We start from the raw sequence: 23,349 nt of genomic DNA on the forward strand, positions 1-23,349 counted from the left end.
CTGACCCTGCTAGCTGCTGGTTTAGTGGGATCAGCGGCTTCCGCGGAGGGACTCCCGCCCGCGGATCAGGTGTTCGACAGCCTCGATCAGGCGGCCGAGTTCGGCGTGATAGAGCCGACGATGGTCAAGCAGATTCGTGCGGGCAAGGGAGTTGTCGCCATTGTCCAATTCGAACCGTCCAAAGTGGTCGACGCCTACGGGAAAGGGGACGAAGCCGGGGTGGCCCGGGCGGCGGCGCTGATCAAGCAGATGCGCACGGATGTTCTCAAAACGGTGCCGGTCAAACCGACACAGCTCTTCGAACTGGTACCGGCCTTCGTTACCGAGCTGTTCAACTCCGAGCTGGCATTGCGGCTGATCAACCATAAGCATGTGCTGTCGCTCGCGCCGGACCGGCCCAACGTCTTGCACCTGGACGAGAGCCTGCCGCGCGTCAGGCAACCGCAGGTCGTCACCGGAAGCGGCCTCACCGGGGCCGGCACCTCGGTGGTCGTGCTGGACACCGGCGCGGACTACACGGACGTCGCCTTCGGTATGTGTTCCGCGCCGGGCGTTCCGGCCGGGTGCAGGGTGCCGGTGGCGTTCGACATCGCGCCCGACGACAGGTCGCTGGACGATCACGGGCATGGCACCAACGTGGCAGCGATCGTGGCCGGGGTCGCCCCGGGCGCCAACGTGATCCCGATCGATGTCTACGAGGGCCGTTACATCTGGGACCGGCACGCGATAGCGGCATTGAGCTGGGTGCTGGGCAAACACTACGTCTACAACATCGCCGCGGTGAACATGAGCTACGGCTTCGACCAATACTTCAACTCGCCTTGCGGCGGAGCAGGTTTTCTCAACCTCTATACGTCGCCCTTCCAGATGATGCGGCAGGCCGGTGTCCTTCCGGTCGCGTCGGCGGGAAACCACGCCATGCACAATCCCACCTTCACTTCCGGGGTGTCGGTGCCGTCGTGTACGGCCGGGGCGATCGCGGTCGGAGCAGTGCACACCCGCGACGAGACCGACGACCAGCCGGGGGAGAACTGCACCGATAAGGCCCCGATCAGCTTCGATCAGATCACCTGCTTCACGGCCGGTGGGCCGATGGTGGACGTGCTGGCGCCGGGCACCGGCATCACCGCGGCCGGGATCACGATGACGGGTACGTCGCAGGCCTCCCCGCATGCCGCCGGAGCCGTGGCGCTCCTGAAACAGGCGGCCCCGAATTCGTCGGCTCTGGACCGGGAGATTCAGCTGACCACCTCCAGCGTGCAGATCCTGGACCCGCGCACGGGCCTCACCCGGCCCCGGCTGGATCTGCCTTCGGCGGTGCGGAGGGCGGCACCGGTACCCAATGACAATCGCTCCGACAAAACTGTCCTCATTGGATCCAGCGGCCGCTTCGCCCAAACCACCTGGACCGCAGGCAGCGAGCCGGGCGAGACCGGCCATGCCGGCGATCCCGGGGGCGCCTCTGTCTGGTACGAGTGGACTGCCAGTCAGGCCATCAACGCCGTCATCACGACTGACGGCAGCGACTTCGACACGCTGCTGTCGGTCTACTCCGTCGACGCCATGGGCAACCTCGCCGTGCTGGGGGAGAACGACGACGAGGCCATGGGCATCTCGACCAGCCGGGTCGCGGTAGGGGTCGCCGCCGGGCAGAGGATCCAGATCGCGATCGACGGCAAGCTCGACACCACCACGGGATTCACCGCGACCGGCCACGCCAAACTGACCTGGAACCTGCCCAACGACGACATCGCCGACGCGGTCTCGTTTCCCGACACCATTTTCGCCAACGGCGCGGCCCGCAGCGGATCCAACCTGCGTTCCACGCACCAGTTCGGCGAGCAGGCTCACTGCGGTGATGTGTATGCGAGGGCATCGGTCTGGTACAAGTGGGAGCCGTCCACCGATCAAAGTGTGCGGGCGCGGCTCGGCGGCGTACAGCTGACCTGCCTCGCAATCTACAGCGCGCCAAGGGCTCTGACGCAGCCGGCCTTCAGCGATCTCACCCGGATCGTGTCTGGTTCCGACGATCAGGGCGACGCCATCGACGTCACGTTCGACGCGGTGACGGCCAATACCTATTGGATGGCCGTGGACGGGGTCTCCTTCGAATCGGCGTGCTACCCCAACGGAATGTGCGACTACATCACCACCGCCGGCCCGTTCTCCCTGCAGCTCAACTAACCTCGCCGGTTCCCTTGTTCAGCATCGAATAGCGGCACCTGTGCTGAGGATGCGGAATTGACTGTCCACAGTGACCAGTCGCGCGTCCCACGGGCAGGTGCCGCTGTGGTCTACCGGACCGTAACCCCAGCCTCGGTCGACCACCCGCAGGTTGACGATCGGGCCGGGCATGCCGTTGCGGAAGCTGTAACCGCCGCCCTTGACCAGTAGCCGGTCGATGTCCACGGACGTGTTGCCCTGCTTGTCGGGGTAGAAGAACGGTGCTGTGCCACCGCATCCGGCCTTTTCCACCAGCTCCAGGGTGACATTGCGGATGATCAGTTTCGCGCCGCCGTAGCCCTGCACGCCGTCGCCGTGCCAGTCACCGCACGTGTCGGGGGAGACGATGCGGGCGAAGCTGTCCTCGATGCGCACCTCGCCGCAGCCGTTGCTGTTGCCGCCGACCCGGAACCCCTCCGAAAGCCCGTCGATCTTCACCCGGCGCGCTGTGTAGCCACCGGCCCCGATAGCGGGAAAGCCGTCATCGGTGGTCTTCTGACCAGCCGTGCGCACGACCGAGACGTTCTCGAGCACCAAGCCGTTGCGGCACTGCGACCCGGCGAAGTTGTTGATGCTGCCGCCCTGGATCTCGACCCGCCGCACGGTCACGTTGGGGGCGTTGATGACCAGGCTCGCCCCGACGATGCGTACATCCTCAATCACCGTTGCGGCTTTGGTGACCACCAGATCGGTGGTGCGGGTGGAGGCCGGAGTCCACCCGGCCGGTACCCCGGTGTTCGTCGCGTTGGGCCAGGCCCGCTCCGAGGGCGCCGTCGAAGGGCTCTTTGTCGGGATCGGACCCGGGGTCTGGCTGGCGACCGGGTCGAGGGTCGGTCCGATGGCCGAGGCGATGGGGTCTGCTGAAGCGGCCCCGCTGTCTCGCGGCGCCTCGCCCGGTCGGTCCAAGGTCAGCGCCAACCCCACCGCCGCCAGTAGCACAGCCGCCGTCACCGCCACACCGATCCAGATTCGCTTGTGCCGCCCCACCATCCGCGCTCCCGATCCCTCTGTCCGCCGCGCAAACCGTTACCGGGCCGGTTTCCGGTGCCGCCCCTCCACAGTTTCTTGCCGAGCGATGTCAGAGCGTACTGCACCGGCCGCTGCCGCAGGGTCTCCGGAGCATCCCGGCCGGGGCTGTCGCGATGGCAGGCCAGGTCAGCGGGCCAGGCGGTGGGCGAGCGAGGGAATGACGATCGCCGCTGCGACCAGGTGGGCCAGCATCAGCAGCGCTTTGGTGGCCGGGCCGGCATCGGCGATCGCGTCCGGCACCAGCGACAGCACCGTCAGCACCACAGTCGTGCGGACAAAGACGCGCCGCGGATGGCGGGCCTGGTATGCCAGCACCACGGCAAGGATCACGCCCACCAGCGAGAAACCTGCCGTCAGCACGCCGAAGCCGGTGACCGGGATCGCGACGCCGCCCATGTCCAGGCTGATGCCCGCGGCATGACCAACGGTGGCCACAATCATGGTGGCCACGCTCGCGGCAGCGGCGGCGGCGACTCCGATTCCGATCAGCGAGCGGATGGTCGAGGTGGTGTTCATCGTGCCCTCCAGCGGGTGTAGGACCAGCGCATGGCCGGTGTCTCACCCGTACTACGAAGAGGACCCACCCCAACCGACACCCAGGGGAATGAACCAAACCGTCCGCGGGTATATAAGCAGTTATGATCATGGCTCTGCTGCTTGACCTGGCCAATATCCTCGGTGGCTTCCTCCTCGCCATCGCGTTGCTGCGCAAGCTACCCCGGGTCGGCGATGACCTGAGCAGCTTCGCGGCGCGGGTGGCCCCGTTCGGCTGGCTGGTCGGCGTCGTGGCGCTGGTGGCTGCCGGCTTCTACGTGATCGTGCACCTGGTGTCCGGGCCGTACCTCTTGCACTTCGAGGTGGTCGGGATAGGTGTGGGCATCGCCCTGCTGTGGGACAGACTGCGAGGCCGCACCGGCGACGACACGGCTATCAGCCCGCAGACGGTGACCGGTGCGGGCGTGGCGACGCAGCGGCTCACCGTCATCGGGCGGGATACCGCAACGGGTTTGACCCTGCTGCTAGCGATCTTCGGCATCATCGCCATCGTCGTCGGCATCCAGGGCTTGTTCACCCCGGACTGATCCTGATCGCGATGGCCGTCCTGCTCCATAGCTATGGCTGAATGGCTTACCGGGCCTGGCGTGAACGCTGTTCGTGAATCGCATCGACTACGGTGACTGTGGAGGGCGGCATTCACGAAGGGAGCCCTCATGTTCGCATTCCGGCGCTACGCCTCGATGGTGGTGTTGGTCCTCGGCTCGGTCGGCGTCGCCGCACCGGCGTCAGCCACAGCCACACCACCGCGCGTGGTCTCCATCGCCCAGGCTAGAGCTTTGCCGCTGGGCACAACGGTCACGGTGTACGCCACGGCGACCACGCCCTCGGGGTGGCTTGAGTCCAGCTCCTTCGACAAAGGGTTCGGATTGCAGGACCACAGCGCCGGGATCTACGTGAGTGTCGCCGTCGACCTGGCCATCGCCCCCCGGGACAAGGTGCTGGTCACCGGCCAGCTACGCGACAGTTTCGGGCTGCTCCAGCTCGCCGCCGACCCTTCCCAAGTCCATGTTCGCGGCAAAGGCAGCCGGATCCACCCACGCCGCACCGCCACCGGCGCGGTCAACGAGGCCACCGAGGGCAGCCTTGTGCGGGTGGCCGGTGCGGTGACCCAGGCGCCGGTGTCCGACCTGCCATACGGTTACATTTTCCACCTCGACGACGGCTCAGGCGATCTCACCATCTTCGTCAGTACCCAGCCCAACATCGACCTGTCCGGCGTGACGATCGGCAAGACCGTCGCGGTAACCGGCTTCAGCGGCCAGTTCGACACCCACTACGAAGTCAACCCCCGGTTCCAGTCCGACATCACAGTGTCCAGCAGGGGCGCTGGCGATTAGGGTAAACGCGTGATTCGGGCCGTGGTCGTCGACGTGGACGACACCTTGTGTCTGACCGAGGCGGCCTGCTTCGATCTGGAGAATCAGGTGCTGGCCCGCCTCGGGTCAGCACCGATGACCCGGCAGGTTCACCTTGCCACCTGGGGGTTGCCGTTGCGGGAGGCGATCTCATTGCGATCACCCGGTGTGGACGTCGACGCCTTCACGGCCGAGTTCAACGACGTGTTCGAGGGGCATCTGCGCAGCGGGCTGGTCGATGTGATCCCCGACGAGAATCTGCGTGCCTTGGACAGGCTCGTCGCGGCCGGTCGCACAGTCATGATCTTAACTTCGCGAACGCTGGCGGAGGTGGGGCACCTGCTCGACCCGGGCCATGTTCTGGCCAGCCGGGTGAGCGCGGCCTTCCACTCGGACAACACCGGCTTTCACAAGCCGGACCCACGGGTGTTTGACGAGCTCATCGCCGCTACCGGGCTGTCACCGCAGCAATGCGCATATGTGGGGGACTCGCCAGGTGATGCCGCGGCGGCCAAGGGCGCAGGTCTGCATTTCATTGCCTGCCTTCAAAGCGGCCTGCGGCGGCGCGAAGATTTCGATGCGTTCGGCATCGACGGGTTCATCGACGACTTCCCCGACCTGCCCGAGGCGCTTGCCTTGCTTGAGACTGCCACCGGGCCCGCCGGCCGGCAATTGGCGCCTTAAGGCGGTGGGTCGATGGGCGTGCCGGTGTCAGCGTCCGTAACGGCGATCGCCTCCATCGGGCAGTTGACGGCCGCGCCGAGCACAATGTCGTCCGGCTCCACCGGCGACGCCAGTGGCCGGGAGCGGCCGTCAGGCCCGATCGCGAAGTGCGCAGGCGCGGTGCCGGCGCAGACACCGGATCCGATGCAGGCGGACGACACCGTGAGCTTCCACATTGGACAGACTCCTACGCCTCGTGCTGCCAGGTCACCGGAAGGGTCTCAAGGCTGCGCAAAATCATGCCGGACTTGAACCGCAACTGTGAGTCGGGCACCGCGATCTGCAGGCCGGGCAGGTGCCGCAGTAAACCGCTCAGCGCCTCCTGCAACTCCATCCGGGCAAGCTGAGCGCCCAGACAGTGATGCGCCCCCGCGCCGAAACTCAGATGCTGCGCGACCTCGCGGGACAGATCCAGCCGGTCGGGATCGGAGAAGACCGACTCGTCGCGGTTGGCCGCTAGCGCCGAGGTGAGCACGACCGAACCGGCCGGAATGGTGACACCGCTGAGTTCCACCGCCTCGGTGGTGATGCGCGGCAGGCCGTTGGAACTGCTGTCGCCGAGCTGGACGAAGCGCATCAGCTCCTCCACCGCCTGCGGAACCAGCTCCGGCGAGGCGGCAAGGCGTTGGTACTCCTCAGGAAAGCTCATCAGGGTCAGCAGGAACATGTTGATCTGGTTGGCGGTGGTCTCATGACCGGCGATGAGCAGGCCGAAGCAGAGGTTCAGCAACTCCTTCTCGGTCAGCCGATCGCCCTCGTCACGTGCGGCGATCAGGGCGGTCATCAGATCGTCGGCCGGGGTGGCCCGCTTGTCGGCGATCAGCTTGCCGAAGTACTCGCCCAGTTTGACTATCGTCGAGCGGATCTCGTCGGGGTCGCGACTCGCGTCCGACATGACCGTGTCCGACCAGGCGTGGAAGATGTGCTGATCCTGTGGCGGCACGCCAAGCAGCTCGCAGATGACCCGCACCGGCAGCGGCAGCGAAAAGTGCTCCACGAGGTCGACCGGGTGCGGCCGGGCGGTCACCTCGGCAAGCAGCTCGTCGACCAGCGCCCTGACCTTGGGCCGCAGCTGTTCCACCCGGCGCGCGGTGAACGCCCCGGCGACGAGGCGCCGCAGGCGCGTGTGCTCCGGAGGGTCCAGGGAAATCATGGAATCCTCGGCGAGCATCGAGACGCCCGTCTGTGCGCCGCCCGGCCCCATCGCGTTGGCGGCGGCGCGGCTGAATCGCGGGTCGATGAGCACCTGGCGCACATCTGCATATCTGGTCACCAGATAGCCCGTCGTGCCATCGTCGAGGGTGACCTTGGCGACCGGCTGGTGGGCACGCAGCTGCGCGAGCTGGGGTGCCGGATGATAGAGAGTAGGGGCGGGCGGAATCGGGAACTCCACCGCCGTCGCGCTGTCCTGTTGAGTCATGTCAACACCTCCCGTGAGCGGACCTCGTCAAATCTAAACCAATAAAAACATCAATTCGAGTCCTTGGTACCGGTTTTGATGGGCCACATTGCGTTCCGATTCCTGTTGCGGATCTGGCCGCCCGTGGTTGGCGACAGGGGCGCTCCCGGCCGCCTATGCTGTCGCCATGATCGAACGGCTGACCCATGAATGGCGACGAGAGACCGCGGAGCAGGAGGCGGCGATCGCCGCAGGAACACTATCGCCAGCCGACGCGTATGCGCTGACCGCTTTCCCGCCGGCTTTCGTGGCTGCGGTGGACGTCGCCTTGGCCGAATATGAGCAGGAGATCGCAAGTCTGAGTCCTCCGACAGACGAAGCCGTTTGGGCCGCGGTCGAACGGGTCGTGCTCGCCCTCAACGACATCGACCTGAACTTCGGCCTCCACATCGAGACCATCACCCGAGAAGAACTGAGCGAATACATCGAAGCGGTGCTCACCGATGCGGGCATCGATGTCGATGCGCTGCTGGAGCGCCGCGGCGTTGACGAAGTCGCCGGGGAGTGGCGGGAGTGGTAACTGTGCTTCGGTTTACGCAGTCGCCTCGATCAGTAAGGAAGGGTGATGGTGACAGTGGTGCCGGCCCCGATTTGGCTGACCGCGCCGACCGTTCCACCGTGGTCGAGGACGAGCTGGCGGGCGATGGCCAGGCCTAGCCCGCTGCCGCCGGTGCGCCGGCTGCGGGCGGTGTCCGATCGCCAGAAACGGTCGAAGATGTGCGGCAGGTCCGCCTCGGCTATTCCGGTGCCCGTGTCGGCGACCTCGATGACGGCGTGGGAGGTGGAGGCCACCGCGCGCAGGGTGACCGTGCCGCCCGGTGGGGAGTGCTTGCAGGCGTTGCTGAGCAGGTTGCCGATGACCTGACGGATCCGGTCGGGATCGGCTTCCAGGTAGATGGGTGTGGGGCAGTCGATGACCAGGCGGATGCCGGCCGGCTCGGCGATGGCGATGTGGGCGACGCGGCAGGTTTCGAGCAGCTCGCCGAGATCTATCCGGTGCCGTTGGTAGGCGAGGACTCCCGCTTCGGCCAGGGCCAGCTCTTGGAGGTCGTCGACGATTCGTTGCTGCAGAACGGCTTCGTCGTGCAGCGAGGCAAAGATGGCGGGGTCGGCCGCGATGACGCCGTCCTTGAGCGCTTCGAGATAGCCGCGCAGGTTGGCCAGGGGAGTACGCAGTTCGTGGGCCACGTCGGCGATGAGGCGGCGCTGGCGTTCCTCGGCGCGTTGCAGCGAGTCGGCCATCTGGTTGAAGGAATGGGCCATCGCCGTGAGCTCGTCGTTGCCCACGAGCGGCACCCGCCGGTCAAGCTGGCCCAAGGCCAGCTGGCGGGTCGCGTGGGTGATCAGGGTGACCGGGCGCAGCACCCGATGGCTCAACAGCATGGTGGCGGCGATGGCCAGAACGGCGACGAGGGCCGCCGCGGCGAGGATCGGCCCGGCCGGCGCCTGCGGCTCGTTCACTGCGCCGAGCTGGAGCTGCAGCGGCACCGGCGCGTCGGACGCGGTGCGGTCGGCGAAGGCGACGCGCAGGCAGGCCAGCCGATCGACGCTCCCGTCGCAGGTTTGGGCCGCGGCCATGTCGGCGGCGCGCTGTCCTTCGCTTGTCTGGATGGCGAAGGCGTTGCAGTCATTGAGGACGGAACGGAACCTGACCGGATCTGTCAGGCGCAGCTGGCGTTCGGCCGGAAGCAGCCGGGGGATGCCGTTGAAGAGCCCGTTGACACTCATCGTGACCTCTGCGGCGGTGAGGCAGGCGGCCCGGCGCACGTCGATGCGGTAGTTCGTTATCGCGGTCGTGGTGATTTTGATGGCGAGCTTCAGGTCCTGCTCGGCGATCTCCAGAACGGGCCGCGGGTTCACCCAGTACGTCGGGGCCTTCGGCGTGCGGGCTGTCCGCCCGGCGATGGTGTCGCTGTCGACGATGACCTCGCCAACCTCGGTGACCAGGCGGATGCGCTGCCCTGTCGTCTGGGACAGGTTCTCGACCGTGGCGGGCACGCCCTGCCAGGTGCCCTGGGCCTGGCCGTAACCGGCGAGCGTGCTGATGATCGTCTCGATGTCCCGTTCGCTGGCCACCGTCGCGTCGGCCACCTGTGCTGTGGTGATGGTCAGGGTGAGCCAGGCGGTCGCCCCGGTCGCGATGGCGACCACGAGCGTGACCCACCCGAGGACCCGCAGCCGGAATCTCACGGCAGCGGAAGCCGGTAGCCGCGGCCGTGGACAGTTTGGACGTAGCGGGGAACGGCCGGATCGGGCTCGATTTTGCGCCGCAGGTTCATCACGTGCGCGTCGACTGTGCGCTCAAGCACGTAGTGGTCGAAGCCGAAGGCGAGGTCGATGATCTGCGCGCGGGTATAGGCCCGCCCGGGTTCGCGGGCCAGCACCTCGATGATGCCGAACTCCTTGGCCGTCAAGGTGATCGGCTTGCCCGCGACGCGCACCTCGAAGCGCCCCGCGTCCACCTCGATGTCACCCACCACGGTCACCTGCGCGCTGGTGGAGGTCATCGCGCCGGAGCGGCGCAGCAAGGCCCGCACGCGCGCGGCCATTTCCCGCGGGCTGAACGGCTTGGTGAGGTAGTCGTCGGCCCCGATGTCCAGGCCCAGCAGCACATCGTTCTCGGCGGTGCGCGCGGTCACCAGCATGATGGGCACATCGGACTCGGCGCGCAGGATCCGGCAGACGTCGAGGCCGTCAACAGCGGGCATCATCACATCGAGGACCATCAGGTCGGGCCGGCGCTCCCGGGCCGCCTCCAGCGCGGCCCGCCCATCGTGCACGACCAGCACGCTGTGTCCGTCGCGTTCCAGGTACACCTTGATGAGGTTGGCCTGTTTGGGGTCGTCCTCGGCCACCACGACCCGTGCGCCCATCGTCAAACCGTCCCTGTCGCATTCATGCACCAAGCAGGCACCACCGGCGATGAAGATTGTGTGAAGCCGCCGTCAAGGCGCGATGCGGCGTTGGCATGCACCGCATCGTCGACATTTCTTGAAATTTTCTTCACCACTGGGATCACACGATAGCCCGATGTGTGGATTCGTGGTGCATGCCGCCTGCCTGGCGGCCTCGGCTCAGGAACCTGCTGCGTGTGACCTGACCAGCCGGGTACGGCTGCTGGACCATCGCGGCCCCGACGACCTGCAGACCGCCTGCCTGCCCGGCGGGATCTGCTTCGGCTTCGCCCGCCTGGCCATCATCGACCGCGCCGGCAGCGCCCAGCCGCTGACCTATCCGGCGAGCGGGCCGCAGGCCGGGCGCTGGACCCTGGTCTACAACGGCGAGCTCTACAACTATCGGGAGCTTCGGGAGGAACTGGGCCGCGAACACGGCGCGGTTTTCGCCACCGATGGCGATGCGGAGGTCTTCGCCGCTGTCCTGAATTTCTGGGGCCCCGAAGGCCTACACCGTCTTCGCGGCATGTTCGCTTACGCCGCTTGGGATTCGCACGAGAAGGTGCTGCACGCCGGCCGGGATCCGTTCGGCATCAAACCGCTCTACTATCAGGTCACCTCGGGCGGAGTGTGGCTTGCCAGCGAAGGCAAGGCTTTGCCGGGTACCGATGACAGGCTCGACATCGAGGCGCTGTCCTACTACCTGACGATGCAATATGTGCCCGAGCCCTACACGCTGGATATGTCGGTGCGGCGGCTGGGCGCCGGGTCACGCCTCGTCTGGCGGCCGGGCGCACAGATGGAGGTCATTCGCTACAACAGGCCCGCTTTCCGGCCCCAGCCCGGATTGGCCCTCGAGCAGGCGACGAGGCGGATCCGGGATGCGCTGCGCGACAGTGTTCGGGCGCACCTGGTCGCCGACGTCCCGGTGGGCGCCTTCCTTTCCAGCGGCATAGACTCCGCCGCTGTCGTGGCGTTCGCCAGGGAACACCATAGCGACCTCACCGTCTTCAGCGCCGGTTTCGACATTTCTGGGTACTCGGAAATCGAACTCGCCGAACAGACCGCCCGTCATCTGGGGGTGCGGCTGGTGCCCACCGTCGTCACCGAGCAGGATGTCCTTCGCGAGCTGCCGCGCATCATCTGGCACCTCGACGATCCGGTGGCCGACCCGGCGCTGGTGCCGCTGTACTTCTTGGCGCGCAACGCTTCACGACAGGTGAAGGTGGTGCTTTCGGGCGAGGGCGCCGACGAGCTGTTCGCCGGCTACCGCATCTACCGTGAGCCCTTCGCGCTGGCACCGGTGCGGCGGCTGCCACCTTACCTCCAAAGTGGACTGCGCCGTCTCTCGGCTGCGATGCCGGAAGGTGTGCGCGGCAAGAGCTATCTGAATCGCGCCACCACGCCGATCGAGGCGCGCTACTACGGCAACGCGCGCATCTTCGACGATGAGCAGAAGGCCGCCCTGATCGGACATCTCGGCCTGCCCGCCTCGCACCGTGCGCTGACCGCGGCGGCCTACGCCGAGGCCGCCGACCTGGATGACGCCACCACCATGCAATACGTCGACCTGCAGACGTGGCTGCCCGGCGACATTCTCACCAAGGCCGACCGGATGACGATGGCGCATTCGCTGGAGCTGCGGGTGCCCTTCCTCGACCAGCACGTCTTCGCCGCCGCCGCCTGTCTTCCGCCGGAGCTGAAACTGCCGCCGGGACGCGCGGTCACCAAATACGCCCTGCGCCAGGCACTCAGGCACGTTGTCCCGCCCTTTGTCGTCGACCGGCCCAAGCTGGGATTCCCGACCCCGACCGCGCACTGGCTGCGCGGCGAGCTCGGCGAGTGGACGCGGGAGATTTTCGACTCGTCGGGCGCAGGCGAGCTGCTGAACCTCGACTACGCGCGGCGGCTGCTGGCAGCTCACCGGCGCCGCGACGCCGACCACGCCCGCAGGCTGTGGACCCTGCTCACCTTTTGCCTGTGGCATGCCGTGTTCGTCGAAAATAGATTCGGCGAGTCGATCCCGCCGCGATCTCAGGAGTCGCTCCACTTGCCAACTCATTGATGTGTCAGAGTGCTCACCGTGCCCGTGATGCTTGGCGTGACGATGCTGCTCGGCTTCGTCGTCGCTATTGTCCCCGTCTTCCCGATCGAGCCGTATGTCATCGGGATGGCGGCGACGACGCATGGCTGGGCGATCCCGATCGGCCTGGCTGCCGGGTTGGGACAGGCGGCGGGCAAGACGGTGGTGCTGGTTGGCGCCCGCGGAGCGGTGAAGGCGGCTTGGATTCAGCGGTTCGCGAGCCGCTGGTCGAGGCCGCCGACCTCGTCGGGCCGGTTCATCCGTCGCGTCTCCGCCGGGCTGGACAGGCCGGTATGGGCTGCGCCGATCGTCTTCGTCGCAGCCGGTGCAGGCATTCCCCCGCTGGCGATCGTGGTTTTCTACGCGGCCAAGACCCGGATGTCGTGGCTGCTGTTCTTCCTCGTCGCGCTGGCCGGGCGATCGATCTATTTCACGGCGATCGCTTTGGTACCAAGCCTTTTCCTCGGATAGCCAAGCGCGTCCTTCAGTCGATGTCCGGGAGCCGACACGGTCGAACGCGGCTTTGCCCGGCCGTCACACTCCCCGTCACACGGTGGGCGGTGATCGTGGAGTCCGTTGACCAACGACGGATCACCCGGAGGAAGTTGTGAGTACGCAAGTCGATGTGCAGGCCGACCAGGCCTTGAAGGCCAAGCACCGGGCATTGTGGGCGCTGGGGGACTATCCCGCGGTGGCCGGCGAGGTGATCGCCGCGCTCGGGCCGGCGCTGGTGGCCGCCGCCGACATCAAGCAGGGGCAGCGGGTACTGGACGTGGCGGCCGGCTCGGGCAACGCGGCCGTGCCCGCGGCTCGGGCGGGAGCGCAGGTGGTGGCCAGCGACCTGACCCCGGAGCTGCTGGAGACGGGCCGGCGTCGGGCAGACGGGCTGCCCATCCGGTGGGAGGTCGGCGATGCCGAGGCGCTGCCCTACGCGGACGGGGAATTCGACACCGTCCTGTCATGTGTGGGCGTGATGTTCGCCCCGCACCACCAGGTGGCCGCGGACGAGCTGGTCAGGGTGTGCCGCCGCGGGGGGACGATCGCCGTGCTGAGCTGGACGCCGGCCGGGTTCATCGGGCAGATGTTCGCGGTGATGAAGCCTTTCGCGCCGCCACCGCCGCTGGGTGCCCAGCCGCCGCCATTGTGGGGCGATGAGCAGCATGTCAGGGCGCTTCTCGGGGATGGCGTCGCGCAGGTGCAGGCGGTGACGGCGTCGCTGGAGGTGGACCGCTTCGGCAGCGCGCAGGAGTTCCTGACCTTCTTCAAAACCTGCTACGGCCCCACCATCGCCACCTATCGGCACATCGCCGCCGAGCCGGAGCGGGTTGCCGCGCTCGACCAGGCGCTGATCGAGCTGGCCCGCCGGTACGGCGCGGACACCGGCCGCATGCCGTGGGAGTACCTGCTGCTGCGGGCGAGCCGAGCATGAGCATCCCTGGCGGCGAGCCGCAATGGACGCTGCCGGACGCGGGCTGGGGCCGCAGGGCGGCAGACGCCGCGACCCTGCATGAGCCCCAGAACATCCGGGAGTATGTTGCGGTGCACCAGCATTTGAGGGTTGGCGCCGGTACCCGTCTGCTGGATGTGGCCTGTGGCGCCGGGCTCGCGGTGGAACTGGCCGCCGCCAGAGGTGCCACAGTGGCAGGAATCGATGCGTCGGCGCGTCTGCTCGCCGTCGCCCGCGACCGCAATCGCGGGGCCGACCTCAGGGTTGGCGACATGCGCGCCTTACCTTGGGGCGACGGCGAATTCGATGTGGTGACCAGCTTTCGCGGCATCTGGGGCACGACGCCGGAGGTTCTCGACGAGGTGCGGCGGGTTTTGCGGCCCGGCGGGCTGCTGGGGCTCACGGTGTGGGGCCGCGTCAAGGCGTCACCCGGCGCTTGGGCGTTGCGCCCGTTCCTGTGGGCTCAGACAGCACAGGTCGCCCACCAGGCGGCGATGAACAGTCTGGGCAGGCCCGGGGTCGGCGAAGAACTGCTTACCCGCCACGGGTTCGAGGCGGTCAGGCGGGTCGACATCCCTTTCGTGTGGGAGTTCGCCGATCCGGAGTCGTTCGCCCGGGCGGTGGCCTGCACCGGGCCGGGGTACGAGGCGATCCAGGCCGTTGGCGAGCAGCGTTTCCTGGAGGATGCGGCACGGCTGGCCGCAGAACATGCTCGAGACGGGCTGCCGCTGCGAGCTGAGATCAACCTGGTCGGCTTTCTCGCCCGAGCCCCGGCGCCGGCCGTTCCCGCGTCGTCGTTTCTGGCCGAGCCGGCGCAGCTGAGCGACAGGGCACGCAGCGCGTACGCCGACGACAGCGCCGAGTTAGGGTACGTCATGAACGCCACCCGGATGTGGGCCAACGACACCGAAGCATTGGAGCTGCTTTTCAAAGCCCTCGGCCGGGTCACCAAGACAGCCGGCCTGACCGTGCGCGATCGCGGCATCCTGGTCACCGCGGCCGCCTCCACACTGGGCGACTCCTACTGCGCCCTGGCCTGGGGCGGCAAGCTGGCAGCGGCGGCATCCGCACAGCTGAGCGCGGGCGTGATCGCCGGTGATGACGGCCTTCTGGACGATCGGGAGCGGGCACTGGCCAGGTGGGCCCGCCAGGTCGCCGCCGACCCGAACGCCACCAACGCCTCCGACGTGCAGCCGCTGCGCGAGGCGGGCTACACCGAGGCGCAGATCCTGGCGATCACGGCCTACGTCGCGTTGCGGGTCGCCTTCTCCACGATCAACGACGCGCTGGGCGCCGTGCCCGACTGGCAGTTGCGCACCACGACACCCGAGGCGGTGCTGCGATCGGTCACCTTCGGCCGCGTCGCCGCACTGTCCGCATCGGACAGTTCGTGACCACCGAGGTGCGGCTGCTCGGCCCGCCCCAGATCGCCCGCAACGGCGAGCTCCTTGGCGGCCCCCGCGGCTACAAGGCCTGGGGGCTGCTGGCCTTCCTGGCGCTGGCCGAGCGCCCGCCGAGCCGGCAACGTCTGGTGTCAATGCTTTTCGAGCACGCCGACGACCCGCGTGGCGCGTTGCGCTGGAACCTGGCCGAGATGCGCCGGGCACTGGGCGGGCAGGTGTCGGTCGGTCGCGACCCGCTCACCTTCGCCGCCCAGCCCGGCGTGTCCATCGATGTCGTTTCGCTGGCCGACCACGGACCGGCCCGCCTGAACGGCGTACCACATGGTGAATTGCTTGAAGGCCTCAGCTTTGACGACTCACCGGCCTTCGACATCTGGCTCAGCGTCGAACGGCAACGGCTGGCCGCCGACTGCCGTGCCCTGGCCTACCGCTGGTCGGTCGAGTTGCTCGCCAATGGACAGCCGGATGCGGCGGCCAGGATCGCGGGGCAGGCCGTCGAAAGCGACCGGCTCAACACCGACCTGCACGCTGTCCTCATCACGAGCCTGATGCGCTGCGGCGACGAGGCGGGAGCCCAGGCCCATCTTGCTCGCTGCACCGACCTGTATCGCCGCGAACTGGAAGCCGACCTGCCTGCGGCCGTGGCCCGAGCCGCTGCCAGCGCCCCGGGCGAGCCCTCGGCCAGCGCCGCCGTGGTCCGGTCGCTGCTCGACCTCGCCGACGCCTCCCTGTCCGCGGGCACGGCGGCGACCGGGATCGGCCAGCTGCGCCGCGCCGTCGCCGTGGTCGACGACGCCGACCACCAGCTGTCGGGCCGGGCCCGCCTCGCCCTTGCCTCCGCGCTCATCCACGCCAGCGGCGGGCGGGGCAGCGACGTGACCACGCTGCTTCATCAGGCGCTTGTGCGTGCCCACCGTGGCGGCGACGCCGCGATCGGGGCCGCCGCCTGCCGGGAGCTGGGCTTCCTCGCTGTCCAAGCAGGACACAGAGCCGAGGTCGAGCATTGGCTGGGCCTGGCCGAGGCCTGGTGCCCGACCGACGCGGAAAGCGCGCGGATCCTGGGCGTGCGCGGCATGAGCCTCAGCGACTCCGGCGAGTACCAGGACGCCTTGACCGTTTTGGACGCCTCCGTCGAGCTGGCTCGCCGCAGTGGCCACAAAAGACAGGCCGCATGGTCGAAGACGATGATCGGACGTCTCCGGCTGCTGCGCGGCGAGCCGGCCCAGGCGGCCCTGGTACTGGATGAGGCGCTGCAAGACATCCGGGCCGACCGCTGGACCGCGTTCACCCCCTTCCCGCAGGCGATGCGCGCCGAGGCGGCCGTGGCGCTGGGTGACGCCCAGACTGCGCACGAGCTGCTCGACTACGCCTGGGTGCAGACCACGGAATCCGGTGACCAGTGCTGGGTAGCCGCCGTCGCCCACGCCCAGGCCGTGCTCGCGCTGCACGAGGGACACGACGCGCTTGCCTGGTGCCGCACCGGTTTGGCGGCCGCCCCCTGGTACCTGTGGCTGCGAGCCCGTCTGCTCGACCTGACCGCGGGGCTCACGCTCGGTACCCAGCAAGGAATGGACTTGCTGGACGAGCTGGAGCACCTAGCCGGCGGCGCAACCATGCGCGAACTCACCGTCCGGGCGCTGATCCACCGCAGCCGCATCGAGGGCCCGCAGCGGCTGGCGCACGCCCACTCGATGGCCATCGACATCGCCAACCCGGCGTTGACGGCCGAACTCGACCGGGCAGGCTGACCCGCCTGAGTCGAGAGCAGATCGAGACCGGACGACGCCTCTACAACTGCTGAATGTGAACGCGGCTTGCGGTCTTCCCACGGGTGGGGGGAAGTCCGCAAGCCCGTGGTGCATTCAGTGTGCCTGCCGGCGTTGCAGCTCGGCTTTGCCCAGCTCGATCAGCTCCTGGCGCCGGTCTCCGCGGCGCACCAGGATCAGCGCGGCCACGAAGACTATTGGCGGGAGAAGCAGGACGAACGTCCACTGCCCGGCCGACATCGCGACCGGGGCCGGGCTGGTGTATTTGACCGGGAGGTGGACGGCGATTTGCGTGGAGAAGTTCGGCGCCAATATGTGTGAGCTGGTCATGACAAGTTGTTCGTAGCCGAAGTTCACCACCGCGGAGAGGACGACCGCGGGAGCGGCGATGGCCAGCAGCCGGCGGCGCAGCCCGCCATCATGCTTGAGCAGCAACCAAAGCAGTGTCACGGTCAGCAGCAGCACGGCCGACAGCGGGATCGCGCCGAGCAGGTGGTAGCCGAGGAACCTCGGGTACAGGCCGTTCCAGGCCTCCGCCGGATAGTCGCTGCCAGCCCCCCGTATGAGCGGCAGTTGCAAGGCGGGAGATGTCCATACCAGCACGAAGGCGGCCGTCAGCAGGACAGCGAACCGGCCGCCCATCAGCTGGATCGCGTGGCGCTTGGGAAAGCGCACCGTCAGGCAGAGCGCCGCCGTGAGGGCCAGCACCACAAAAGGCCAGTGCCGGGCGAACACGGTGGCGTCGCTGGCGTAGCGCCAGGCCGAATAGGCAAGCGGCCCAAGGGCTCCCAGCCACGCCATGGCCGCGGCGACCAGCCGTGCTCCGGCAGCGGCCAGGACGACGGTCAGCAGCCACCAGCCGAAGGCCGCCATCGCCTTCCACGGGGCCGAGAAGGGTTGCGCGAAGCCGAGAATCGGCATCCAGACGGCGATCTGGGCGAGGGCGTAGTAGGCGGCCAGGAACGCTGCGGCGAGCGGGCCGCCGATCGCCGCAGCGTCGGCCCAGCGGCTGTCGTGCACCGAGGGCAGGCCTCGCCGCGTCAAACGCAGCCGGGCCGCGTTCCACAGCAGGTCGGCCAGCTCACGTGCACGGGGGAAACGTTGCTGCGGAACGCTTCCCTGCATCAGGGTGTCGAGAATCTCGTCACCGAAACGCTGCCGGTGCTGGACAGGATAAAGGCTGATGATGCGGCGGTAGCGGTGCTCGAGCGTGCTCATGCGGCACCGCCAATGACGAAACCATGCTGTCGCAACCGTTGCGTGGCCACCGAGGCGTGCCTTGCGAGCCGGGCGGACTCACGCGACAGCCTGGTCGCGCCGATCGCGGTGATGCGGTAGTAGCGGCGAAGCCGTGACTGCACCACCTCTTCATGGTCGATCTCGATCAGGCCCTCGGTGCAGAGCCGGTCGATGACCGTGTAGAGCGTGCCCGCCTGTAGCTTGACCAGGCCTTCTGAGATGCGGGCAACATCTTCGAGCATGCCGTAGCCATGCAGTGGCTGTTCGGCCAATGCAGTCAGGACGAGGAAGGCAGGTTCGGTAAGAGGACTGTCCTTCATCGACATATCATATACAGACTCTCTGAGTATTCAATCCCTCTGAGCCTGGCCGAGGCGTTCAGCTTAGAGGGCGCGCGTCACGCGGGCCGGGTTGCCGACGGCCACGACGTTGGCGGGCAGGTCGCGGGTCACCACAGCTCCCGCCCCGACGACGGTGTTGTCGCCGATGGTGACTCCGGCCAGGACGATGGCGCCGCTTCCGAGCCAGACGTTGTCGCCGATGGTGATCGGCTTGGCGGCCTCCCATTTGTCTCGGCGCAGTTGTGGGTCAAGGGGATGCGTCGGGGTGAGCAGCTGCACGTTGGTGCCGATCTGTACGTCGTCCCCGATGGTGATCGGTGCGACATCGAGTGCCACCAGGCCGTAGTTGGCGAATGAGCGGGCTCCGATGCGGATGTGGCTGCCGTAGTCGACGCGGATGGGCGGGCGGAGGTAGGTGTCTTCGCCCACCGCGCCGAGCAGCTGATCGAGCACTTCACGCTGGCGCTGCGGCTCGCCGGCGGAGGTGGTGTTGAACGCCTCCATCAGCCGGGCCGCACGCAGCATGTGCTCGATCAGTTCCTCATCGGGGATGTAGAGATCGCCGGCCAGCATGCGCTCCCGCATGGATCGGCCATCACCATCAAGATTCATATGTGCCAGAGTACGTAATCGACCTCGCCTGGCTCGCCATTCATCGGCGCACTTGAGGCGTGCCGTGTCGCGCAAGCAAGTCGCAGACGACCCGCCGCATGACACTCCCGTCTGAGGTGAGAAACATGCTCACCCAAGGCGTGGGGCGCTGACTGTCCTATGCGGAGGGTGGCGAAGGTGGGCGATCGGAGGTGACGCCTAGCCGGTGAGGGCATCCGCGTCGGGCGAATGCCGGACGCAGATGCTCAAGATCGGAGCTATTGTCAGTTGCTCTGACCTCACGGAAGGCGTTCACATGACAGCGCAGGAGCGATCATCCATGCTGGCGGGTGGCATCGAATGGGCCCGCCGGCTGGCGGTTGCCGCGCTGGCGGGCGGCATTGCCGGGCTGGTCGCCGGAGGCGTCGGCGGCCGGCTTTTCATGCTCGTCCTGGCTCGCCTGAACCCTGGGGCCACCGGTGTGCCAAGCGATGACGGCTTCACCATGGGCCGGCTCACCTTCGCCGGCACGCTCAACCTCCTGGTGGTCGCCACGGTCTTGGGCGTGATCGGTGGGCTGGTCTGGGTCGCCATCCGGGGTCTGCGCTTCGGCCCGCTGTGGTGGCGCCGGGTAAGCATGCCGATCGGGGCCACGCTCGTCATCGGGGCGATGATGGTGCACAGCGACGGTGTCGATTTCACCTTGCTGGACCCGCCCCTGCTCGCCGTCGGCCTCAGCCTGAGCGTCCCGCTTCTGGCGAGCACCCTTGTCACCTGGCTCGGCGACCGGTGGATCGGCAGCGCCCGAACAGTCTGGCAACGGATGCCCGCCACGGTCGCCTGGATCGCCAGGATCGCCCTGGCCATTCTCGCCGCCTGGTCCTTGGCCGACCTCATCCGCACGATCAGCCGGATCCTATGACAGGCCCACGCTTACCGAGGCACCGGCAATCCCGAGCGCCGCGCCGTGCCGGGCGGAGTCGGTGGCATCGCCCTGTGATCACATGGTGCGCAGGGTTTGGGCCAGGGTGGCCAGGCCGACTGGGCCGAGCGAAAGCGCCTCGGTGTGCCATTGCTTGAGATCGAAGCGGGAGCCCAGCCGCTGCCGGGCCTCGTCGCGGGCGGCCAGCCATGCGCGCTGGCCCAGTTTGTAGGAGATGGCCTGGGCGGGCCAGCCGCAGTAGCGTACGGCCTCGGCGTGCACCCGGTGCTCGGCCAGCCGTCCGCGGTCGCGCAGGACCTCGACCATGGTGGCGAAGCTCCATCGCGGTGAGTGCCGGGCTGCCTCTTGTGCAGGCAGCGGCAAATCCAGGTGCAGCCCGATGTCGCAGACCACCCGGGCCGCCCGCAGCGCCGAGGCTTTGAGCATGCCCAGCCGCTGGCCGGGGGTCTGGAAGAAACCCAGCTCGTCGGCGAGATTCTCGGCGTAGAGCGCCCAGCCTTCGCCATGCCCGCTGATGCCGGTCAGCCGGCTGAACCGCGACAGTGTCTGCCCGGTGACCCGGGTCTGCCCGAGCTGCAAATGGTGTCCTGGTACGCCCTCGTGAAAGACGGTGGTCAGCTCGGCCCAGATCCCGAACCGTTCCCGGCCCGAGGCGGGCCACCAGGTGCGGCCGGGCCGCTTCAGGTCCTCGCTGGGCGGGGTGTAGTAGGGGGCACCGGCGCTGGAGTGGAGCAACACGTTGATGTCCACTGTGCGCAGCGGTTCGGCGATGTCGAAATGGACCCCGTGCAGGCGTTCGATCGCCTCGTCGTGCCGGTCGCGCAGCCAGGCGCGGTAGGCGTCGGTGTCATCGACGTACTCGGTGGCGTTCAAGTGCGCCATGGCCTGCTCGATGCCGGCACCGGGGAGCACCCGGCCGGCCTCGACGGACATCTGGTCCTCGATCTGATGAAGCTCGGCCCAGCCCCAGTGGTAGGCGTCAACCAGATCAAGGTCGGCGCCCAGGGCGAGCCGGGCGCTGACCGCGTACCGGTCGGGGCCAACGCCATCTGCTTCGGCCGCCTTGTGGGCATACTCCTCGCGCAGGAAGCGGGCGGTCTCGGCGAAGGCGGCATGTGCCCGGTCCACCGCTACCGCCAGCTCGGCGGCCAGCGGACCCGACCCGTAGCGCTCGGCGACCGCCCGGAACCCGGCCTTGTCGGCGTATCGCTGGGCTTGGGCGGCACCCTCCACGGCCTGCCTGCGGGCCGCCACCACACCCTGCGCGGCCCCTTCGGCCAGGCTGGCCCGCAGCCCCGCCAGCATGCCCGGGGTCGCCTGCACCCGGGCCAGCACCCCGGACCAGTCCTGTTCGTTCTGCGCCGGCATCAGGTCCACGTTGTCGCGCAGCGCCTGCAGCAGGCCGAATGGGGTCCGCAGGGGGCGCAGCGCTTCACCGCTGTCGTACCAAGCCAGCTCGGCTTCGAGCCGTTCGCGCAGGTGAGCGGCGGCGAGCTGGTCGGCCCTGCCGTGCGGCAGCAGCGTGGCCAAGGTGGCCAGGGTTGTCCGCTGCAGCGCGGCGCGAGCGGCGTAGCCGTCGGGGCTGAAGTCGGTGCCCGGTGCGAAGTCGCCCGGCACGCCCTGGTAGGTGGCGGCCGCGGGGTTGAGTTCGCAGCTGCGCCGCACGTAGGTGTCGCAAAGCGCGAAAATGGGGGTCATGTAACGACACTATGACCCAGCGACACCGATCACTACCCCCGTCGGCATCCACCTCCGGAGCGAACTTCATTGCCCGGTATTACCTGATCAACCAAATCGTGAAAGCATGAGCCATGCTCGCCTCCTGGTTGACTTGCGCCGCCAAAGCAATCTGACGTTTGAGTAATGTCGAGGAGAACCGTGGCCGTACAAAGGAAGAGAAGCCCGCTGCCGTCGTGGCTTGTCCCTATTGTTCTGCTGGCAGGCATAGGCTTGCTGGTCTATCTCCTGTGGCGATAAAGACATGCGTGGGATTGACCGCTTGCGGCTGTGGGTTACGCCGATCCTGTTGCTGGTCCTGCTTGGACTTGGCGTCGCCTACCTTTTCAAGGCCGGGATTCTGTCCGGAGCATGGTTTGCCTCCAATAAGGACATTCTGGATGCGGTCAACAGCTTGATAACCTCCGCGGTCCTGCTGACCGCGGGCATCCTCGGGTACTACAAGTTCTTTCGCGGCAGGACGCTGACCACGCGGGCAGCCATGGAGCTCAGGGTCGACGTGATTGACGGCGGTCAAAGCGGCCATTTGCATTGCTTGACGGTGTCGGCCAAGAATATCGGCACGGTGTCGATTCTTGAGCCCCAGCTCGTGGTCGAGGTGACAGCGCGGCGACAGGACGCCGTGAATGCGTCCGAGACGGTGTCGCAATGGTTCGAGTCCTCCGATCACGACCGGGGCACTCGGCGGCGCTTCGGCGTCATCGACTCGGACGAGACCGCGACCTTCGTGGCCGAGCGCTTCTTCCGCGCCGACGTCTGGGCCGTTACCTACTCGGCGGTGCTGTCGTGCACGTCAGGCGACAGCTGGTCGCGGCGAATCACCGTGAAGAACACGGCTGACGCCAGTGTCAGCACCGGTGATTGAACACCCGATGGCAGGGCGTGCCCGCATCGCATTCAGCACGCCCTGCCTGAACGCTCAGTGGTTCATCGGAGTGAAGCCGGTGGTGTTGGTGCAATAGGGCGGGTCCGGGTAGAAGTACCAGGCCCCGTCGGATTTTCGCTTGAGGAACGTCACGAACCGCCCGTTGTACCGGTAGTCGTAGGCGTAGAACTCTGCGTTGTCCAACGCTGGGGTGCGTACCAGTCGCGAGTAGGCCTTGGTCCAGGTGTTGTAGCCGACGCTTCCGTCGACCCCCAAGTCCATGCGGCCCTGCCACACCTCGGTGGCACGGTCGGTGTTGGATCCGAAGCCGCCGTCGGCGAAGCTGAAACAGGTGGCGCTGGTGGCCTTGTCCACCCACAGAATGATCTGCCAGGCGCGGACGATGTTGCCGCTGTCGACGCTGCAGCCCCAGCAGATGGTATGGAAGCTGCCCCAGCTTCCGCTCGGGGTGTGGGCGGAAGCTGGTGATGGGCCTAGGGCGGCGCTCCCCAAGGTAACGGCCAGGATGAAGGCCGCCACGCGAGCAGCGACACCCCTACTGCGAAGTCTCATCACTACAGCGTGGGACCCATCGAAGCGCCAAGGCGAGCACCTTCATTCATAGATTAAACATCCCGCTCACGACAGTCCACATTGGTCGGTCAACGCCCGGGTACGTGGAGATCGCCAGTT

The 23,349-nt window shown here is 67.6% G+C and carries 23 protein-coding genes; 12 read left to right on the top strand and 11 right to left on the bottom strand.

Features of this window, described 5'->3' with window-relative positions; all coding sequences use genetic code 11:
• Positions 1 to 69: 69 nt before the first annotated feature.
• A complete protein-coding gene (locus Rhe02_RS10420) occupies positions 70 to 2,184 on the top strand; it encodes a S8 family peptidase (protein WP_203907925.1) in 2,115 nt (704 codons plus the stop codon).
• 18 nt (positions 2,185 to 2,202) lie between these two features.
• Here the strand turns inward: Rhe02_RS10420 and Rhe02_RS10425 are convergent, their stop codons facing one another.
• Together Rhe02_RS10425 and Rhe02_RS10430 are read right to left on the bottom strand one after the other, a co-directional pair.
• Complete coding sequence (locus Rhe02_RS10425) at positions 2,203 to 3,213, bottom strand: hypothetical protein (RefSeq protein ID WP_203907926.1); 1,011 nt, start codon at positions 3,211 to 3,213, stop codon at positions 2,203 to 2,205.
• Between the two features lie 165 nt (positions 3,214 to 3,378).
• Positions 3,379 to 3,768: a DUF6069 family protein gene (locus Rhe02_RS10430; RefSeq protein WP_203907927.1), complete on the bottom strand. Its 390-nt coding sequence runs from the start codon at positions 3,766 to 3,768 to the stop codon at positions 3,379 to 3,381.
• Positions 3,769 to 3,890: 122 nt separating this feature from the next.
• Here Rhe02_RS10430 and Rhe02_RS10435 point away from each other — a divergent pair, with 122 nt between their 5' ends.
• The 3 genes from Rhe02_RS10435 (at position 3,891) to Rhe02_RS10445 (ending at position 5,849) form a co-directional block, all read left to right on the top strand.
• A complete protein-coding gene (locus tag Rhe02_RS10435) occupies positions 3,891 to 4,334 on the top strand; it encodes a hypothetical protein (protein WP_203907928.1) in 444 nt (147 codons plus the stop codon).
• 129 nt (positions 4,335 to 4,463) lie between these two features.
• On the top strand, positions 4,464 to 5,147 hold the full coding sequence (locus Rhe02_RS10440) for a hypothetical protein (protein ID WP_203907929.1): 684 nt from the start codon (positions 4,464 to 4,466) through the stop codon (positions 5,145 to 5,147).
• 9 nt (positions 5,148 to 5,156) lie between these two features.
• The gene (locus tag Rhe02_RS10445; RefSeq protein WP_239123636.1) at positions 5,157 to 5,849 is read left to right on the top strand and encodes an HAD family hydrolase; all 693 of its coding nucleotides are present in this window, start codon (positions 5,157 to 5,159) and stop codon (positions 5,847 to 5,849) included.
• Here the strand turns inward: Rhe02_RS10445 and Rhe02_RS10450 are convergent.
• Together Rhe02_RS10450 and Rhe02_RS10455 are read right to left on the bottom strand one after the other, a co-directional pair.
• On the bottom strand, positions 5,846 to 6,064 hold the full coding sequence (locus Rhe02_RS10450) for a ferredoxin (RefSeq protein ID WP_203907930.1): 219 nt from the start codon (positions 6,062 to 6,064) through the stop codon (positions 5,846 to 5,848). The genes Rhe02_RS10445 and Rhe02_RS10450 overlap by 4 nt on opposite strands.
• 11 nt (positions 6,065 to 6,075) lie before the next feature.
• A complete protein-coding gene (locus tag Rhe02_RS10455) occupies positions 6,076 to 7,308 on the bottom strand; it encodes a cytochrome P450 (RefSeq protein WP_203907931.1) in 1,233 nt (410 codons plus the stop codon).
• 166 nt (positions 7,309 to 7,474) lie between these two features.
• On the opposite strand from Rhe02_RS10455, the gene Rhe02_RS10460 reads away from it, so the two are divergent.
• Positions 7,475 to 7,867: a hypothetical protein gene (locus Rhe02_RS10460; RefSeq protein WP_203907932.1), complete on the top strand. Its 393-nt coding sequence runs from the start codon at positions 7,475 to 7,477 to the stop codon at positions 7,865 to 7,867.
• A 29-nt stretch (positions 7,868 to 7,896) separates the two neighbouring features.
• On the opposite strand, the gene Rhe02_RS10465 is transcribed toward Rhe02_RS10460, so the two are convergent.
• On the bottom strand, positions 7,897 to 9,537 hold the full coding sequence (locus Rhe02_RS10465) for a sensor histidine kinase (RefSeq protein ID WP_203907933.1): 1,641 nt from the start codon (positions 9,535 to 9,537) through the stop codon (positions 7,897 to 7,899).
• Positions 9,534 to 10,220 (bottom strand): response regulator transcription factor, encoded by a 687-nt coding sequence (locus Rhe02_RS10470; protein ID WP_203907934.1) that lies wholly within the window; start codon positions 10,218 to 10,220, stop codon positions 9,534 to 9,536. The genes Rhe02_RS10465 and Rhe02_RS10470 overlap by 4 nt, the downstream gene beginning before the upstream one ends.
• Positions 10,221 to 10,377: 157 nt before the next feature.
• On the opposite strand from Rhe02_RS10470, the gene asnB reads away from it, so the two are divergent.
• The 5 genes from asnB to Rhe02_RS10495 all read left to right on the top strand — a co-directional run bounded on the left by asnB (position 10,378) and on the right by Rhe02_RS10495 (position 16,922).
• Positions 10,378 to 12,306 (top strand): asparagine synthase (glutamine-hydrolyzing), encoded by a 1,929-nt coding sequence (gene asnB, locus Rhe02_RS10475; protein WP_203907935.1) that lies wholly within the window; start codon positions 10,378 to 10,380, stop codon positions 12,304 to 12,306.
• Between the two features lie 18 nt (positions 12,307 to 12,324).
• Complete coding sequence (locus tag Rhe02_RS10480; RefSeq protein WP_203907936.1) at positions 12,325 to 12,795, top strand: hypothetical protein; 471 nt, start codon at positions 12,325 to 12,327, stop codon at positions 12,793 to 12,795.
• 136 nt (positions 12,796 to 12,931) lie between these two features.
• Positions 12,932 to 13,753 carry a class I SAM-dependent methyltransferase gene (locus Rhe02_RS10485; RefSeq protein WP_203907937.1) on the top strand — a complete coding sequence of 274 codons (822 nt, stop codon included), beginning with the start codon at positions 12,932 to 12,934 and terminating at the stop codon, positions 13,751 to 13,753.
• Positions 13,750 to 15,165, top strand: coding sequence for a methyltransferase domain-containing protein (locus Rhe02_RS10490; protein ID WP_203907938.1), 1,416 nt, complete (start codon positions 13,750 to 13,752; stop codon positions 15,163 to 15,165). Before Rhe02_RS10485 ends, Rhe02_RS10490 begins: the two co-directional genes overlap by 4 nt.
• Positions 15,162 to 16,922, top strand: a complete 1,761-nt coding sequence (locus Rhe02_RS10495; RefSeq protein WP_203907939.1) for an AfsR/SARP family transcriptional regulator — start codon at positions 15,162 to 15,164, stop codon at positions 16,920 to 16,922. Before Rhe02_RS10490 ends, Rhe02_RS10495 begins: the two co-directional genes overlap by 4 nt.
• 114 nt (positions 16,923 to 17,036) lie before the next feature.
• Here the strand turns inward: Rhe02_RS10495 and Rhe02_RS10500 are convergent, their stop codons facing one another.
• From Rhe02_RS10500 to Rhe02_RS10510, 3 genes are all read right to left on the bottom strand, one after another.
• The gene (locus Rhe02_RS10500) at positions 17,037 to 18,158 is read right to left on the bottom strand and encodes a hypothetical protein (RefSeq protein ID WP_203907940.1); all 1,122 of its coding nucleotides are present in this window, start codon (positions 18,156 to 18,158) and stop codon (positions 17,037 to 17,039) included.
• Entirely contained in the window at positions 18,155 to 18,499 is a 345-nt protein-coding gene (locus Rhe02_RS10505; protein WP_203907941.1) for a PadR family transcriptional regulator, read from the bottom strand. Before Rhe02_RS10505 ends, Rhe02_RS10500 begins: the two co-directional genes overlap by 4 nt.
• A 63-nt stretch (positions 18,500 to 18,562) precedes the next feature.
• Positions 18,563 to 19,132: a sugar O-acetyltransferase gene (locus Rhe02_RS10510; protein ID WP_239123638.1), complete on the bottom strand. Its 570-nt coding sequence runs from the start codon at positions 19,130 to 19,132 to the stop codon at positions 18,563 to 18,565.
• Positions 19,133 to 19,427: 295 nt separating this feature from the next.
• Here Rhe02_RS10510 and Rhe02_RS10515 point away from each other — a divergent pair, with 295 nt between their 5' ends.
• Positions 19,428 to 20,033 carry a hypothetical protein gene (locus Rhe02_RS10515; protein WP_203907942.1) on the top strand — a complete coding sequence of 202 codons (606 nt, stop codon included), beginning with the start codon at positions 19,428 to 19,430 and terminating at the stop codon, positions 20,031 to 20,033.
• A gap of 78 nt (positions 20,034 to 20,111) precedes the next feature.
• Here the strand turns inward: Rhe02_RS10515 and Rhe02_RS10520 are convergent, their stop codons facing one another.
• The gene (locus Rhe02_RS10520) at positions 20,112 to 21,752 is read right to left on the bottom strand and encodes a DUF885 domain-containing protein (protein ID WP_203907943.1); all 1,641 of its coding nucleotides are present in this window, start codon (positions 21,750 to 21,752) and stop codon (positions 20,112 to 20,114) included.
• 283 nt (positions 21,753 to 22,035) lie between these two features.
• Here Rhe02_RS10520 and Rhe02_RS10525 point away from each other — a divergent pair, with 283 nt between their 5' ends.
• Entirely contained in the window at positions 22,036 to 22,656 is a 621-nt protein-coding gene (locus tag Rhe02_RS10525) for a hypothetical protein (protein WP_203907944.1), read from the top strand.
• Between the two features lie 54 nt (positions 22,657 to 22,710).
• On the opposite strand, the gene Rhe02_RS10530 is transcribed toward Rhe02_RS10525, so the two are convergent.
• A complete protein-coding gene (locus Rhe02_RS10530; protein WP_203907945.1) occupies positions 22,711 to 23,229 on the bottom strand; it encodes a peptidoglycan-binding domain-containing protein in 519 nt (172 codons plus the stop codon).
• Between the last annotated feature and the right edge of the window lie 120 nt (positions 23,230 to 23,349).

The sequence above is a fragment of the Rhizocola hellebori genome (assembly GCF_016862955.1).
GTDB lineage: Bacteria > Actinomycetota > Actinomycetes > Mycobacteriales > Micromonosporaceae > Rhizocola > Rhizocola hellebori.